Source organism: Paraburkholderia sp. BGA-UO-ETr-F21, from assembly GCF_059567925.1.
The window spans coordinates 177,466-192,468 of sequence record NZ_JCAQOY010000036.1; the positions used below are offsets into that span (position 1 = coordinate 177,466).

General features: G+C 64.6%; 10 protein-coding genes. 1 reads left to right on the forward strand and 9 read right to left on the reverse strand.

The window, feature by feature from the left end; translation table 11 throughout:
• The first annotated feature begins 198 nt into the window (after positions 1-198).
• A complete protein-coding gene (locus AC57B1_RS21880; protein ID WP_496418633.1) occupies positions 199-2,853 on the forward strand; it encodes a mechanosensitive ion channel family protein in 2,655 nt (884 codons plus the stop codon).
• A 266-nt stretch (positions 2,854-3,119) separates the two neighbouring features.
• Here AC57B1_RS21880 and AC57B1_RS21885 read toward each other — a convergent pair whose 3' ends face one another.
• The 9 genes from AC57B1_RS21885 to AC57B1_RS21925 all read right to left on the reverse strand — a co-directional run bounded on the left by AC57B1_RS21885 (position 3,120) and on the right by AC57B1_RS21925 (position 14,763).
• Positions 3,120-5,384 (reverse strand): ATP-dependent DNA helicase, encoded by a 2,265-nt coding sequence (locus AC57B1_RS21885; protein WP_496418634.1) that lies wholly within the window; start codon positions 5,382-5,384, stop codon positions 3,120-3,122.
• A complete protein-coding gene (locus tag AC57B1_RS21890) occupies positions 5,381-7,327 on the reverse strand; it encodes a VRR-NUC domain-containing protein (RefSeq protein ID WP_496418635.1) in 1,947 nt (648 codons plus the stop codon). Before AC57B1_RS21890 ends, AC57B1_RS21885 begins: the two co-directional genes overlap by 4 nt.
• Before the next feature lie 83 nt (positions 7,328-7,410).
• Positions 7,411-8,298, reverse strand: a complete 888-nt coding sequence (locus AC57B1_RS21895; protein WP_496418636.1) for an MBL fold metallo-hydrolase — start codon at positions 8,296-8,298, stop codon at positions 7,411-7,413.
• A gap of 153 nt (positions 8,299-8,451) precedes the next feature.
• Complete coding sequence (locus tag AC57B1_RS21900; RefSeq protein WP_496418637.1) at positions 8,452-9,867, reverse strand: MFS transporter; 1,416 nt, start codon at positions 9,865-9,867, stop codon at positions 8,452-8,454.
• Positions 9,868-9,925: 58 nt separating this feature from the next.
• Positions 9,926-10,939 (reverse strand): succinylglutamate desuccinylase/aspartoacylase family protein, encoded by a 1,014-nt coding sequence (locus AC57B1_RS21905; RefSeq protein WP_496418638.1) that lies wholly within the window; start codon positions 10,937-10,939, stop codon positions 9,926-9,928.
• Between the two features lie 155 nt (positions 10,940-11,094).
• Positions 11,095-11,979, reverse strand: coding sequence for a LysR family transcriptional regulator (locus AC57B1_RS21910; protein ID WP_496418639.1), 885 nt, complete (start codon positions 11,977-11,979; stop codon positions 11,095-11,097).
• A gap of 75 nt (positions 11,980-12,054) precedes the next feature.
• Positions 12,055-12,642 (reverse strand): LutC/YkgG family protein, encoded by a 588-nt coding sequence (locus AC57B1_RS21915; RefSeq protein WP_408186397.1) that lies wholly within the window; start codon positions 12,640-12,642, stop codon positions 12,055-12,057.
• Positions 12,629-14,023, reverse strand: a complete 1,395-nt coding sequence (locus AC57B1_RS21920; protein ID WP_408186398.1) for a lactate utilization protein B — start codon at positions 14,021-14,023, stop codon at positions 12,629-12,631. The genes AC57B1_RS21915 and AC57B1_RS21920 overlap by 14 nt, the downstream gene beginning before the upstream one ends.
• Positions 14,020-14,763 carry a (Fe-S)-binding protein gene (locus AC57B1_RS21925; RefSeq protein ID WP_408297543.1) on the reverse strand — a complete coding sequence of 248 codons (744 nt, stop codon included), beginning with the start codon at positions 14,761-14,763 and terminating at the stop codon, positions 14,020-14,022. Before AC57B1_RS21925 ends, AC57B1_RS21920 begins: the two co-directional genes overlap by 4 nt.
• Positions 14,764-15,003: the final 240 nt, after the last annotated feature.

Consider the following 15,003-nt stretch of genomic DNA (forward strand, 5'->3'; position numbering starts at 1 on the left):
CGGCCTGACAGGCCGGTTTTTTGCTACTCCAAGGTGCCATCGCGACGGCCTTTCGGAATTTCCTGCACCCTATGCGACGGCCGTCCGAGGAACTTGTGGGACCGGACCCATGTCGGTTCTTGGTCACGCAGCCGATCCAATCCGTCCCATTCGTCGCAATCGGCACAGCCATCCGCATCTGTCCCCCGCTTTCACCTTATGCGCAAACTACTCCAAGCCTGGTTTTTCGTTCTTCTCGCGCTCGGCGCTTCACCGGTCTTTGCCGCGGCAGCCTCCGCCGCACCCGCCTCGACAGCCTCCAGTCCCGGGGTGACGCTGACGCCCGAACAGGCTCGTCAGGCGCTCGCCGTCCTCAATGACCCCAAGCGCCGCGCGCAGGTCGCCGATACGTTGCAGGCGATCGCCGCCGCCGGCGCGTTGAGCGCGCCGCCCGCTTCGGCACCTACGGCCGCGTCGGCACCCGCTGCAGCAAGCGGTCCCGCCGCCCTCGTGCCGGCCGCATTCAAGTCGAACGGACTTGCCTCGCAACTGGCACGTCAGGGCGCGCATTGGGCCGTCCACTTCGGCGCGTCGGTACGCAGTTCGGTCGGCGCGCTGCTCGATGTCGCATCGGTGCGCGCCTGGTGGCAGTGGCAATCGACCAACCCGCACGCACGCGCCGTCCTCGGTCAGGTCGCCTGGTCGCTGCTGGCCGCGCTGATACCCGCGTTCGGACTCGAATGGCTCGCGCGCCGTCTGTTGCGCCGCGCTTACAAGGCGCTGGCAGCCCGCCATGAACTGGCCGACGCAGACGACGCACCGCAAACCGACCTCCCGGTGGACGTCGTGCCCCAACCCGCCGACGCGCTGAACGCCGCGCCGCCGCTGCCCGTTTCGCCGCCCTCGCCGGTGACGGCGGCGCAAGCGAAAGCGGCCGCCGCGCCGGCCGGCACATCCGCGGCCACCTCGGCCAACGGCAAGCTCACCGAAGCCAAAGGCCAGCAGAACGCCAAACATCACTGGACGCTGCTGCAACGCCTGCCGCGCGCGCTCCTCAGCCTGGCGCTGCGGCTGTTGCCGCTCGTGGTGTTCGTCAGCGCGGCAAGCGCGCTGATGTCGATCTTTGCCGATGGCGACACGCCGCAAGACCGCGCACTCGATTCGCTGATCGACATTTACGTGCTGTGCCGCGTGATCGTGATCGTCGGCGGGTTCTTCCTGCAACCGGCCGCGCCGCGCCTGCGCCTGCTCCGTATGAGCGATGCGTGGGCCGACTTCGTGCAGCGCTGGATCGTGCGGATCGTCAGCGTGGTGGGCGCCGGTTCGGCAATCGCGGAGATTGCCCTGTCGCTCGGTCTGAACGACGCGGCGCATCTCGCGCTGATAAAAGTGGTCGCGCTCGCCGGCCACACCATGGTCTCGATCCTGCTCCTGCAATGTGCGGCGCCGGTCGGCGAACTGATCCGCAAGGGCGTTGCCGCACGCAAATCGCTGGAGATGGCCGGCAACGTCTTCGCCGAAGTCTGGGCCTGGTTCGCGGTATTCGTCGTGATGGCGCTGTGGTTCATCTGGGCGCTCGACGTGCAGAACGGCTATCAGACGCTACTCCATCTCGGCGGCATTTCGCTCGCGGTGCTGGTGGGCGCGCGGGTCGTGTCGATCGTGCTGTTCGGCGCGCTGGCCCGGCTCTTCCATGTGCAGGACGACACGGCCAGGTCGCTCGTGCATCAGCATGCGTATCGCTATTACCCGCTGGTGCGCCGCCTGGTGGCGTGGATCATCGGCATCGTGACCGCGCTTGCGTTGTTGCAGGTATGGGGCGTGCACGTGGGCGAGCTGTTTCGCGCCGGCACGATCGGGCACCGGCTCGCGTCGGCGATTATCACGATCGGCGTGGCGGCCGTCGTCGCGCTGTTGGTGTGGGAAAGCGTGAACGTGTCGGTCGAACAGCGGCTGGATCGCTGGACCACGAGCGGCGATCTCGTGCGCGCCGCACGCTTGCGCACCCTGCTGCCGATGCTGCGCAGCGCGCTCTTCTGCGCCATCGCGCTGGTGGTGGTGCTCACCGGCCTGAGCGAACTCGGCGTGAATATCGGGCCGCTGCTGGCGGGCGCCAGCATCTTCGGCGTGGCGCTCGGATTCGGCTCGCAGAAGCTGGTGCAGGATTTCATCACGGGCATTTTCCTGTTGATGGAAAACGCGATGCAGGTCGGCGACTGGGTCACGCTCGCGGGCGTGTCGGGCACCGTCGAATATCTGTCGATCCGCACGGTGCGCCTGCGCGGCGGCGACGGCTCGCTCTACACCGTGCCCTTCAGTTCGGTGTCGACGGTGAACAACACCAACCGGGGTATCGGCAACGCCGCGGTGAAGGTCAATATCGTGTTCGGCCAGGATGTGGATCTCGCCATTGGCACGCTGAAGGAAATCGGCGCCGCCTTGCGCGAGGACGACAATTTCAAGGACGGCATCCTGTCGGACTTCAGCTTCTGGGGCGTCGATGCGCTGGACGGCTCGGCCATTACGCTGGCCGGCCAGATTCAGTGCCGCGACAGCGCGCGCTGGGGCGTGCAGCGCGAATTCAACCGCCGCATTCTCGACCAGTTCCGCGAACGCGGCATCGCGATCGCGAACCCGCAGCGCAATCTGTTGACGTGGGATCCGGAAAGCGTGCCGGCGAAGATCGACGCTGACGAAACGCTCGACACGGCACGCAGCGAAATCGCCAGGGACGAACCGCGCGCCGATGCGCCGTCTTCGGCAGCGGCCCGGCAAGCCGACGCGCCGGTGGAGGACCAGTTGCCCGTCGACCCTAAGCCGGCCGGCGGCCCAGGAACGCCAGCCAATCCTGGTTCAACCTCTCCGCATGAGTGAAGTGGAGACCGTAGCCGGCGGCTTCGCAGGCATGTAGCGACGCGCCGGGTATTAGCGCCGCGGTGAGCCGCCCCGCGAGTTCGAGCGGCGCTGCGCTGGGTCGGCCGTTAAGTTCGACCGGCGCAGATGCATCACAGTCTCCATGCCACGTCGTTGCGGCCTGAAGCGTGAATCGTGATGCCGTGCCGCCACGGCGCCAGGCGGCGCTACGCAGGCCGACTCCCAGGAGGCAAAATGGCGCACCAAAAAATCTGCCATCTCGGCCGCTATTGCACGTCCCACCAGCGCGGCAGCAACCGCCTCACTTCAGGCCGCCGATACCGGTCGTCGATCAGATGCACCACACCCTGGTCCTGCTCCGTGCGAATCACGCGCCCGGCCGCCTGCACCACCTTCTGCAACCCGGGGTACAGATACATGTAGTCGTATCCGTTGCCGAACTTCGCTTCCATCGTGCGGCGCATCTGCTCGTTGATCTCGTTCATCTGCGGCAAACCGAGGGTGGCGATGAACGCGCCGATCAACTGCTCCCCGACCAGATCGACGCCTTCCGAAAACGCGCCGCCAAGCACCGCAAAGCCCACGCCTTCGTTCATGGTCCGAAAGCGCGCCAGAAATGCGTCGCGCGCCGCTTCGTCCATACCGGGTTCCTGCGCCCACACCGGCAAGCCGGGATGCCGCTCGCGCATCAACTCGACCACGCGCTGCAAATACTCGAAGCTGCTCAGAAAGCCCAGATAATTGCCCGGCTGCGCCGCATATTGCTTCGCAATCAGATCGACGATCGGGATGAGTGAGCGCTCGCGGTCGCGCCAGCGCGTCGACACGTTGCCGGCCACGCGCACCTGCAACTGCTCCGCGCGAAACGGCCCTTCGACATCGAGCCATTGGGTCGCTTCGGGCAGCCCCAGCGTGTCGCGATAAAAATGATGCGGATTGAGCGTGCCGGAGAACATCACCGTACTGCGCGCGGCCGCGTAGCGCGGCGCGAGAAACGGCGCCGGGATCACGTTGCGCACGCAAAGCGTGGCACTGGTCTTGTCGCGCGGCGCATAACGATCCGTGGCGAGCGTGATGTCGAAAATCGAATGCTCGCCGAACTGCTCGGCGAGCGCGACGAAATGCATGGCGTCGAAGAAAAACCGCAGCGATGCTTCGTCGATGGAAAGCGGCGCTTCCGCCAGTTGATCCGTGACGGCGCCGATCAGATTTTGCGCGGCGGAGAGCAGTTTGCCAGGGACCTCCGTGTAGACCTGATAGCTCGCACTCTGCGCGCGCTTGACAGCGTTCCATTCGCGCTGCAGCCGTTCAAGCGGCTTGCGCAATGTAACCGGCGCGGTTTTGCGCGCGAGCCGGAATGCCGCCTGATCGAGCGACGCGGTGTACATGCGGCGGGCACGGTCGAGCAGATTGTGCGCCTCGTCCACCAGCACGCCCACGCGCCACTGGTTGATCTGCGTGAGCGCGTACAGCATGGCGCTGCTGTCGTAGTAGTAGTTGTAGTCGCCGACCACCACGTCGGCCCAGCGCGCGAGTTCCTGCGCCAGATAGTACGGACAGATTTCGTGCGCGAGTGCCGCATCGCGCACCGCCGAGCGCGTGAGGCGCAAGCCTGCCAGCGCCGTGCTGCGGGCCGCGTCGAGCCGGTCGTAGAAGCCGCGCGCGAGCGGACACGAATCGCCGTTGCAGGCTTTGTCGGGATGCTCGCAGGCCTTGTCGCGCGCGACGAGTTCGAGGGTTCTCAACGGCAAGTGCCCGGCGCCGCGATGGAGCGTTTCGATCGCGTCCAGCGCGAGCGCGCGGCCTGGCGTCTTGGCGGTCAGAAAAAACACCCGGTCGATCTGGTCCGACGCACACGCCTTGAGTAGCGGAAAGATCGTTGCAAGCGTCTTGCCGATGCCGGTGGGCGCCTGCGCCATCAAAGGCTTGCCGTCGCGTGCCGAGCGATAGACCGACACCGCCAGCTCGCGCTGGCCGCTGCGAAACTGACCGTGCGGAAACTGCAACGCATTGAGCGCGGTATTACGTGCGGCCCGATGCGCCTCTTCCTGCACGGCCCAATCGAGAAAACGCTCGCATTGCTCGACGAAGAAAATCTCCAGGTCGCGCGCGGTATGCGTTTGCGTCAGCAGCACCTCTTTCTGACTGCCGATGTCGAAGTACACCAGCGCCACCGTCAGCCCGGCGAGCCCGCGCGCGCGGCATAGCAAATGACCGTAGACGAGCGCCTGCGCCCAATGCAGGGTGCGGTGATTGGCGGGCATGCGTTCGAGGTCGCCGCGATGCGTCTTGATCTCTTCCAGCCGGTTCGCCGCCGGGTCGTAGCCGTCGGCGCGACCGCGCACGGTCAGGCCGCGATGCGTGGCGGTCAGCGTGATTTCGGTTTCGTAGCCGCTTGCGCGCCGCCCGGCAACCGTCACGTGGCCCGCCATTCCTTCGAGCGAGGTCGGCGCCGGTGTAAAGCGCAGGTCCAGATCGCCGCGCCTCGCGGTGAACTCGCACATTGCCCGCACGGCGACGATGTACGTCATGCGGCGGCCTCGGTTTTGGTGTGGCGGATGGCTTCGGCGTTGACGGTGGTGCTGGCGTTGCCGGTGATCTCGGCGGTGGCCTCGGTGCAGACCGCGGCGGCCACTGCGGCGGTGATCTCGGCGGTGACCGCAGTGGAAACTCCGGTGGCGATCTCCGCGGCGGCCTCGCGATTGACCTCGGCCGCGACCTCTGCGGCCACCCCCGCGGTGCCTGCAGCCGCGTCAGTCTGTACTGCGACGACTTCATCGGCCCAGCGCACGTCGAGCACGCGCACCGGCATGCCGTGCTGCGCGCAGTAAGCGAGCCAGCGGATCTGGTTGTCCTGCAAGCGGTCGCCGGGGCCCTTCACTTCGATCAACTCGTAGCGTCGCTCGTCCGGCCAGAAGCGGATCAGATCAGGCAACCCGGAACGATTGCCGCGAATATCTCCCAGCAAGCGCTCGAACCACAGTTTCAGATGCGCAGCGGGCAGACAATCGAGCGCCAGCGCGACGAGTTCCGGCGAGAGCAGCCCCCAGAATACGAACGGCGATTGCAGCCCCGCCTTGCTGTGCAGATGCCGCCAGATCGTTTCGCGATAAACGCCGCTGTCGAGTTGCGCGAGACACGCGGCGAACTGTTCCGCGCGGCGCGCATGGAAATCCGGCGCGTGCAGATCGGCCGGTCCGCGCTGGAACGGATGAAAGAACGCGCCAGGCAGCGCCGCGAAAACCGGCTCCCAACACAGTAACCCGAACAGCGAATTGATCAGGGCGTTCTCGACGTAGTGGACCGGCGCGGCCTCGCACGTCAAATGATCGCGGACGACATATTCGACCGCCATTGGCGCCGCGGGCTGCGGCAGCACCAGCGTGCCGCGCTCGACCGGACGCGCCGCGCTCGTGCGCGCAACCGGCACGCCGCGCTTGCGCTGCAAACGCGGCAGCATGCGCGCGATGCGTTGCGCTTCCTCTTCGCTCTCGGGTGCCTGGGCGGCTTGCGAGAGCAACGCGTAGGCATCGTCGAAACGCTCGCTGCGTTCGAGCACGCGCATGCGCCGATGGCGCGCGCCGGGCCAGCCGCAACGCTCATAAACGGCGAGCGCGGCCGTCCAGTTCTGCCTACGCTCGCACAGGTGGCCAATTCGGAACAGCAGTTTCGCGCGCCGCGTTTCAAGCCAGGGATTCGAGGTTTCGATTTCGCCGACGGCCGCGACGAGGTCTTCGATAACGGCCGCATCCGCGTCGCCGCCCGGCAGGCATTCGAGCGCTTCGCGGCACGCGTGCAAGGCGAGATAGACGTCGACGTCCGCGCGCTGCTGGAACGCACGCGACGAAGGCGCGAACGCCACCTTCTCGTACTGGAACACACCGAGGTCGGCCAGCACGAACTCCGACCACTCCTGCTGCAAATTGCCGAAGAACATCAAACGCAGACGTTCGCAAAGCGGCGCGATTGCAACGTGAAGCACGCAATCCGCAGCTTGAGCGTGCCATGCGGAGAGCGGGCGTGCCGCGGCGTTTTCCTCGTCGCGCTCGCCACGGTAAAACGGGCGCAGGGTTTCCAGCAATTCCGGTTTGCGCAAGCTCCTCGCGCCGGGAATCAACGCAATGGTGTCCGCGAAAACTTCCATTAGCCCGGCACGTGTGGTGAGCGCGAACAGATCGTCGAGCGTCAGGCCCGGCTCGGTGTCGACCCAGCCGAGCGCGGCGATCGGCGCCGCTGCCTGCAATGGGCAACCGATCTCTTCGTAAGACAGGCGGCTCGCGCGGAACAGCGTGCCTTTACGCATCAGCATGCGAACCAGAAGCGCGCGCGAAGTCTGCGGCAACGCGGCGAACTCACGCAGAAACGCGTGCTCCTGCGCGTCGAACAGGTCGTCGTAGCGCTGCGCGAGCCAGGCGAGGGCGCGCTCGAAGTTCAGCAGATAGTAGAGAGCGTAGGGAGAGGCAGGTGTTGCCACGGGACTTTCACGAAACCTGTATGTTTATACAGTAATGATAGCAAAATCCGTGAAGGCGCCGTCCAGATTGGCTCAATACAACGTCAGGATGCGGCGTGAACGTACTGCCATTCGAATCCGTCCCCGCCCCTTCTCACGCGCCCCGCCGATGTCTGCGGAAAATGCGCGGTGAAGAGCGTCGCACCGTGATCGGCCGCATAGTTGAGCAGCCAGTGCCGCGAGTTTCGCGCCGGCGCCGCATCGAGGCAGAACGTCGAGTTCCATTCGGGGCGGTAGACCTGGACGGGGTTATGCATCACATCGCCGGTGAAGATCGCTTCCTCGCCGCGCGAGCGGATCGAAATCGACATATGACCGGCGCTATGCCCGGGCGTCGGATGAAACACAATGCCCTCGCGCCACGCGCCGCCCTCGGCGGGAATCGTCGCGGCCTGCCCGGATTCGATCACCGGCACGACGCTGTCCTCGAAAACCATGCGGCGGCTATCCCCCGCCGAAGTCGCGAAGAAATCCTGCTCCGCTTGCGGGAACACGTATGTCGCATTCGGGAAGGTCGGCTGCCACCGGCCGTCGATCCACTGCGTATTCCAGCCGACGTGGTCCGCATGCAAATGCGTGAGCAGCACCTCGTCCACCTGCGCCGGCAAGACGCCCACCTCGACGAGGCGCTCCAGATACGGGTTGTTCAGTCGATGAAACAGCTTGCTGAACGGCCGCTCCTTGAAATTGCCGATACCGGTGTCGATCAGCACGGTCAGGCCGTCCATCTGCACGACCCAGGTGTGCACGCTCAGTTTCACCTCGTTGCGTTCGAGGTCGAGACTCTCCGCCGACACACGCCGGCTTAATTCTTCCGCTGCGAAGGATGCCCAGTCTGGATAAAGCACCGCCGGCGCTAACGGAAAACAGGTTTCGCTGACGCGGGTAATGCGTGCATCCCCTACGCGGTGCGTAAGAACCTCAGTCGGCATGGTGTGACTCCGTGAAAGTGCGGCGGCAGCGACCTGAGCGCTTATGTAGCGCCGCCATGGCCAATGGCTTCACTATCGCAAATCTAGCGCATGCCGGCCAATGCCGTTTTCTGCGCTTGGCGATGCTTTGCAGGCATCGCCATGAAAACAACGTCACGAGAACGTTCTCGCCGGCGTGCGGCGTGCCGCCACGGCGTATAGCAGCGCGCTGAACGCGGCCGCCATGCCGCCCACGCAAGCCAGCGCCACACCCAAACCCGCGCTGTGCCCGCCAAGCCGCTCGTTGATGAAGCCGACCGCGAACGGTCCCAGCCCGCCACTGATCGCATTGGTGAAAAACACCAGCAACGCGATCGAGCGTCCGCGCATGCGATTCGGAATCGCGATCTGGATCGGCACAGGCGCCAACGCCATCGCCACACTCGCCGCGAACGCGCACGCGCCATACAGCACCACGGCGACGTGCACGTTGCCAACGAGTGGCATCGCAATAGCGGCCGGCACCAGCAACGCAGCCGCCAACCCGGACAACGCCAGCACTTTGCGCACCGCGGCGGCATCGCTGACGCGGCCGGCGAGCAAGCCCGCACTCACCACCCCGAGGATGCCGCCGAACATGTAGGCCGGCGCCGCCATCTGTCCGACGGCACGCGGCGTCAGATGAAAATGACGTATCAGCAGCGTCGGAAACCATGCCGCATGCGAGTAGAACAGCGTGATCAGCGCGACATACGCGCCGAAGTACGGCAAGCAGAAGCGGTTCTTCACGAACAATTCGCGCAGCACGTCTTTCAGCGGCGGCGTGCTGTCGTGAGCGGCTTCGTCCGCGAAGACTTGCGTCGAAGCCTTTGCAGTCGAAACGACGTCGTGCGTGGCCGACCCTTCGGCCGTTGTACGGAGCGTGGAGAACAAGCCGCGCCGTTGTGGTTCCCGCACCGATAACGCGACGATTGCCGCCAGTGCCAGCCCGGGCAAGCCGACCGCGACGAACACGGCCTGCCAACCGTTCAAACCGATACCCGCGAGCCACGCGGCGCCCGCGCCATGTTCGAGCGCGCCGAGCAGCATGCCGCCGCCGAACAAGGCCAAGCCTCCGCCGATATACGGTCCCAGCATGAACACGCTGCTTGCTCGCGTGACTTTGCGCGGCGGATACAGATCGCTGAAAATCGACAGCGCCGCCGGACTCAAGCCCGCTTCCGCAATCGCCGTCCCCGCACGCGCGGCCAACAGTTCGGCAAAGTTGTGCGCGAAACCGCACAACGCGGTGGAGACGGCCCAGATCGCCACGCAAACCGCGATCAGACGCACGCGATTGGAACGGTCGATCAGCCGCGCAATGAACACGCCCGCCGTCGCGTAACACAGCGTGAACGAAAACCCTTGCAGCAAGCCGATTTGCGTATCGGTGAGCGCCAGCGTTTCCTTGATCGGTTGCACGAGAATGCTCACGATCTGGCGGTCGAGATACGAAAACGCAAAACAGACAAAGAACAGAACGACAACGTAAGTGTGCCCACGACGCGTGTCGGCGTCGTTCGAATCGGACACGGTGGTGACTGCATTCATGGCGAATCTCCGGCTGGGCACTGCGAAGAAATGGCTTGCTTCCCTTCGACGAAGCGCGTCACTGCCAATGCGCATCCGCAGCCAGCACGGCGAGACAGTCGCCCGCTTCGACGCGCGCAAACGAACGCTTGCACACCACCACGCCGTTGCCGGCAAAGCGGAGTTCCTGTGGTGCGCTCCACGGCGCATACGGATCGAATACCCGCGCGGCCAACTGGCCCTTCTCGACCCGGTCGCCGAGCGCGAACACGGGTTCGGCCACGCCCGCCCGCGAGGCGAACACATAGTGCCGCGCGCCATCCACTTTCAACCAGCGCGTGTCGTGTCGCGGCGCGGGAGGATTATCGTCAGGCGTCACACCGAGCGTGTGCAGCACGCGCCGCAAACCATCCTCGACGATCGCTACGCCATCGGCATTGCAGGCCGCATAGCCACCGAATTCACCGCACAGGAACAGCTTGCCGTGCCGCTCGACGGCCGCGCCATACGTGCGGTCCTCGCCGAGCAGATCCATCAGCATGGTGTGCGGCGCGGCGAATGCCTGGACGAGCCGGCGGTATTCGGCGCGGCGCGACGGGTCCCCGGGCGGCGCCGCGAGCAACGCCGGCAGATGATCGAACGAAGCACCGCCCGCGTGCAGATCGATCACCACGTCCGCACGCTGAAATAGTTCGGTATCCGTATAATGCGCGATCATTTCGGTGAGGTTGCCGTTGCGCGCGCCCGGAAAAACGCGGTTCAGATTGCCGCGATCGATCGGCGAGGTGCGCGAGCCGTTGATGAACGCCGGGAAATTCAGCGCCGGCACGACGATCAGGCGGCCCTGGACCGTCATCGACGGCATGCGCTGAACCAGCTTCATCAGTGCGACGGGACCTTCGTATTCATCGCCGTGATTGCCGCCGGTCAGCAGCACCGTGGGACCTTCACCGCCGTTGAGCACGGTAATCGGCACCGGAATGTGGCCGTATGCGGAGCGGTCGTGCGAATACGGCACGCGTAACGTGCCGTTCTGCAGGCCGGGGCGTTCGTAGTCGATGTCGGTGGAAATCAGCGATGGTGTGGACGGCATGGTTGTCTCCCGATAAGAAAGTAAGCCGGAATGCCGTCGTTGGACGACGGCGCGAGGCCATGCAATCAATATCGTCGAGGCAAAAAACCAGCGCCAATGCCGATTTTTAGGGAAGCCGATGCTTTAAAGGCATCGGGGCACGGTAAGTCCGGACGTTACCGTTGCGCCTTGAGCAAGGCGATGAATTGCGCGAGCGCGGGATTGCGGTGCTGCTCGTGATACGCGAAATGCAGCGGCAGCGCGATCGACAGATCGGCCAGGTTGAGGAATTGCACCAGCGCCGGCGGCCGGTCGCGATTGGCCGAGTTGACGATCGCCGCGCCCACGCCGGCGGACACCAGCGAGAGAATCGCGGCTTCCGTCGAGACTTCCTGCACGACGTCGAGCGTCAAACCGGCACGCTCGCATGCGCCGATCAAACGGTCGTAGTAAGCGGGATAGACATGCCGTGGAAACGTGATGAAGGGTTTGCCGGCCAGTTGCGCCGCGCGCACCGACTTGCGGCGGCCGAACGACCACGCGGCCGGCGCCGCCAGCACCACGCCGTTTTCGAGCAACGGCAAACTGGTGATCTGCTCGGGCAACGCGCCGAAGTGATAGACAAAGCCGCCGTCGAGCGTGCCCTGAGTGATGGCGTCCAGTTGCTCCGGCGTGTTCATCGGCGTGAGTTCGATGCCGACTTGCGGCGCCGCCTGCTGGAACGCTTGCAGCGCGTTCGGCACAAGCCCGCCCCAAACCGCGTTTTCAACGAAGCCGATCCGCACGTGTCCGGACACACCCGCCGCGATTCGTTGCGCAACACGCGCCGCCGACTCGACCTGCTGCAGAATGCCGCGCGCCTCACGCAGATAGGCTTCGCCTGCCAGGGTCAGCTTCAGGCCGCGCGGCGTGCGCTCGAACAGCGCGACACCCAACGTTTCTTCGAGATCCTGGATTTGCCGGGAAATAGCCGGTTGGGTGACGTGGAGCTGCTCGGATGCGCCGCGCACGCTCGCGTGCTCGGCAACGGCGACGAAGTATCGGAGATGCCGGAGTTCCATGTCAGCAGAATGGGGTGGCTTATCGAATGGGATGCCGGCATTGTGCCATTCGATCACGCTGCGGCGATGGCGTTTTTACTCCGCCGCCAGCCACACCACCGTCAACGAACGCACGCCTTGCGCGCCGCGAATCAGCACGCCTTCGATATCCGCCGTCGCCGAAGGTCCGGTGACGAGCGCCGCATAACGGGCAGCGCGGAAATCATCGCGCCGGTATACGTCCTGCAAGCCGTCGAGCAATTGCGCCGGGTCAAGCAGCACGACCAGATGCTGCACGATGTAGCCGAGCGCGTTGACCACATACTCGCGTTCGCTAAACCATACCGAGCCGGTTTCGGCGACGCCGAAGCGAGCCCGCACCACGCCGACGTCGATGTCCTGCAGCGAAGCAGGTTCCGTGTCGGCGGTGAGCGTGCGCGTGCCCTGCACTTCCTGGGTTGCCGAGGCGATGGATGCCTCGGCACCGAACCGCTCGCGAATCAGGCCGCCCACGTCGCTCGCCGTCGTGCCGTCGACGCACACGCCGCCCATGGCCTGCAGCGCCGCCGTAAAGCGCGCGCGCAGATCGCCACCCACGGGGTTGAACAGCGGCACGTCGGGCCGCGGCCGCGCCGCCGGCTGCGCCTGCCGCACCTTTGCCAGAAAAGCGTCACGCGTTGTCATGGTCAGCTCCACGATTCTTCTTGTACCAGGCGTGGAAGGTCAGCTTCGGCGCCTCCGGCAACTCGCGTTGCTTGCCCCAGATATTGAGCGGGTTGTACAACACGAAATTCGGCAAGCGCCGCAGCGCGCTGCTCATCGACGACACCGTCGCGCGATACAAGGTCGGACTCGCGAGCAGCCGCCCTGCCATCTTCAACACTTCCTGCTTCACGAACGGCACTTCGTGATGCTCGGCGATTACCGTGCGCCATTTGTAGATCTGCTCGTGAATATTGATCTTCACCGGGCACACGTTCGTGCAACTGCCATTGAGCGTCGACGCGAACGGCAATGCGCTGTAACGTTTCAGATCGAAAGTCGGATTGATGATCGCGCCAATCGGCCCCGAGTACGTGCCGCCATACGACAGCCCGCCGCTGCGCCGGTAGACGGGACACGTATTCATGCAGGCGCCGCAGCGAATGCATTTGAGCGAATACCAGAAGTCTTCCATCGCGAGCCGCTCCGAGCGGCCGTGATCGACGAGGATGAAATGCATCTCCGTGCCCGGACGCGGCGCACGGAAATGCGATGTGTACTGCGTGATCGGCGAGCCGAGCGCGCTGCGCGACAGCATGCGGACAAACACGCCGAGGTCCGATACCTTCGGAATCAGCTTTTCGATACCGATCGACGCGATATGCAACGGCGGCACATTCGCTGAAAGATCCGCATTGCCTTCGTTAGTACATACCACCACCGTGCCGGTCTCCGCCACCGCGAAATTGCAGCCGGTCATGCCGGCCGTTTTCTCGCGCACGAAGTACGGCCGCGTGTTCATCCGCTGGCTTTCGGCGAGATAGTGGATATCACTGTTCTTCGGATCGGTGCCGATGGTGCGGCCGAACAGCTCGGCCACGTCGGCGCGCAATTTGTGGACCGCCGGCACCACCATATGGCTCGGATCCTGATGATCGAGCTGCTGGATCCGTTCGCCCAGATCCGTTTCCATCACCGTGATGCCGCGCGGCTCCAGGTACTCGCGCATCTTGCATTCGTCGGTGAGCATCGACTTGCTTTTAACGAGCGTGGTCATGCCACGCTCCGACATGATCCGGTGTACGAGCGCGTTGTGCTCTTCGGCGGTAGCGGCCCAATGCACCGTTACGCCGTTCGCCTCGGCCGCTGCCGCGAACTGTTCGAGATACGTGGACAGATTGGAGAGCGTGTGTTCCTTGATACCCGATGCCAGTTCGCGCATCGTCTCCCACTCGGCAATGCCGTGCGCCTGCGCATCGCGCTTCTCGCGCAAATCCCACAGGCGTTTGTCGTGAAACGCAACGTGCTCTGTCTTGCTGATGAAAGCGCCCGCCGCTTTCGCATGATCGATGCGGTTGCTCATGCGCGTGCTCCGTTGAGGACCTGCGCGATATGAATGAAGCGCGCGTCGGCTTTCATGCGTTCCGCGCAGCCTTGCTGGTGCATCAGGCACGACATGTCGCCCGAGACGATGTACTCGGCGCCCGCGTTCAGATGATCGCGCACCTTGTCCTGTCCCATGCGTACCGACACCGGCTCTTCCGTGACGGAGAAGGTGCCGCCGAAACCGCAGCATTCGTCGGGCCGCGCCGGTTTGACGAACTCGATGCCCTTCACGCCTTCGAGCAACGTGCGCGGCTTCGAAAACGGCGTGCCCGCCACTTCCGAAATCGAGGCTTCCTTCAGATGCCGCAACGCGCTGCAGCTATTGTGCAGACCCACGCGATGCGGAAACTCGGCCCACGGAAATTCACGCGCGCCGACCACGTCGTGCAGAAACTCGACGAGTTCGTAGGCGTTCGCGCGGACCTTTTTCACTTCGTCGGTCTGCTCGAGCGCGGTGAGATGCTCGCGCACGTGATGGATGCAACTCGCCGACGGCCCGACGATGAAGTCGTAGCCGGCGAAGTTGCGCGCGAACACACGCTCGGCGCCGGCTGCCTCGGCATGCGCGCCGCTATTGGCCATCGGCTGGCCGCAGCAGGTCTGCTCCTGCGGATAGTCGACCTCGATACCGAAACGTTCGAGCAGTTCGAGCGTGGCGATCCCCACTTCGGGATAGAACGCGTCGATGAAGCACGGGATAAACAGGGCGACTTTCATAAGCTCATTGAAAAGAAAAGCGGCAGCCGGCGAGTTATCTACTCTACTGCGGAATCATGGCGGCGCACGAGTAAGTCGTCGCGACAGTTTGCGCGGCAAGCAGGCCGGTCAGCGGAGATTCCGGCGCTTTTGTAAGACTGGTATGGTTGGTCTGACCAAGAATATAAGGAAGTTGACCGAGGGTGTCAATCGCAGGACAGAGGAGGATCGCGCCGCGGCCCTGTCGGCCACGCCGCGCGA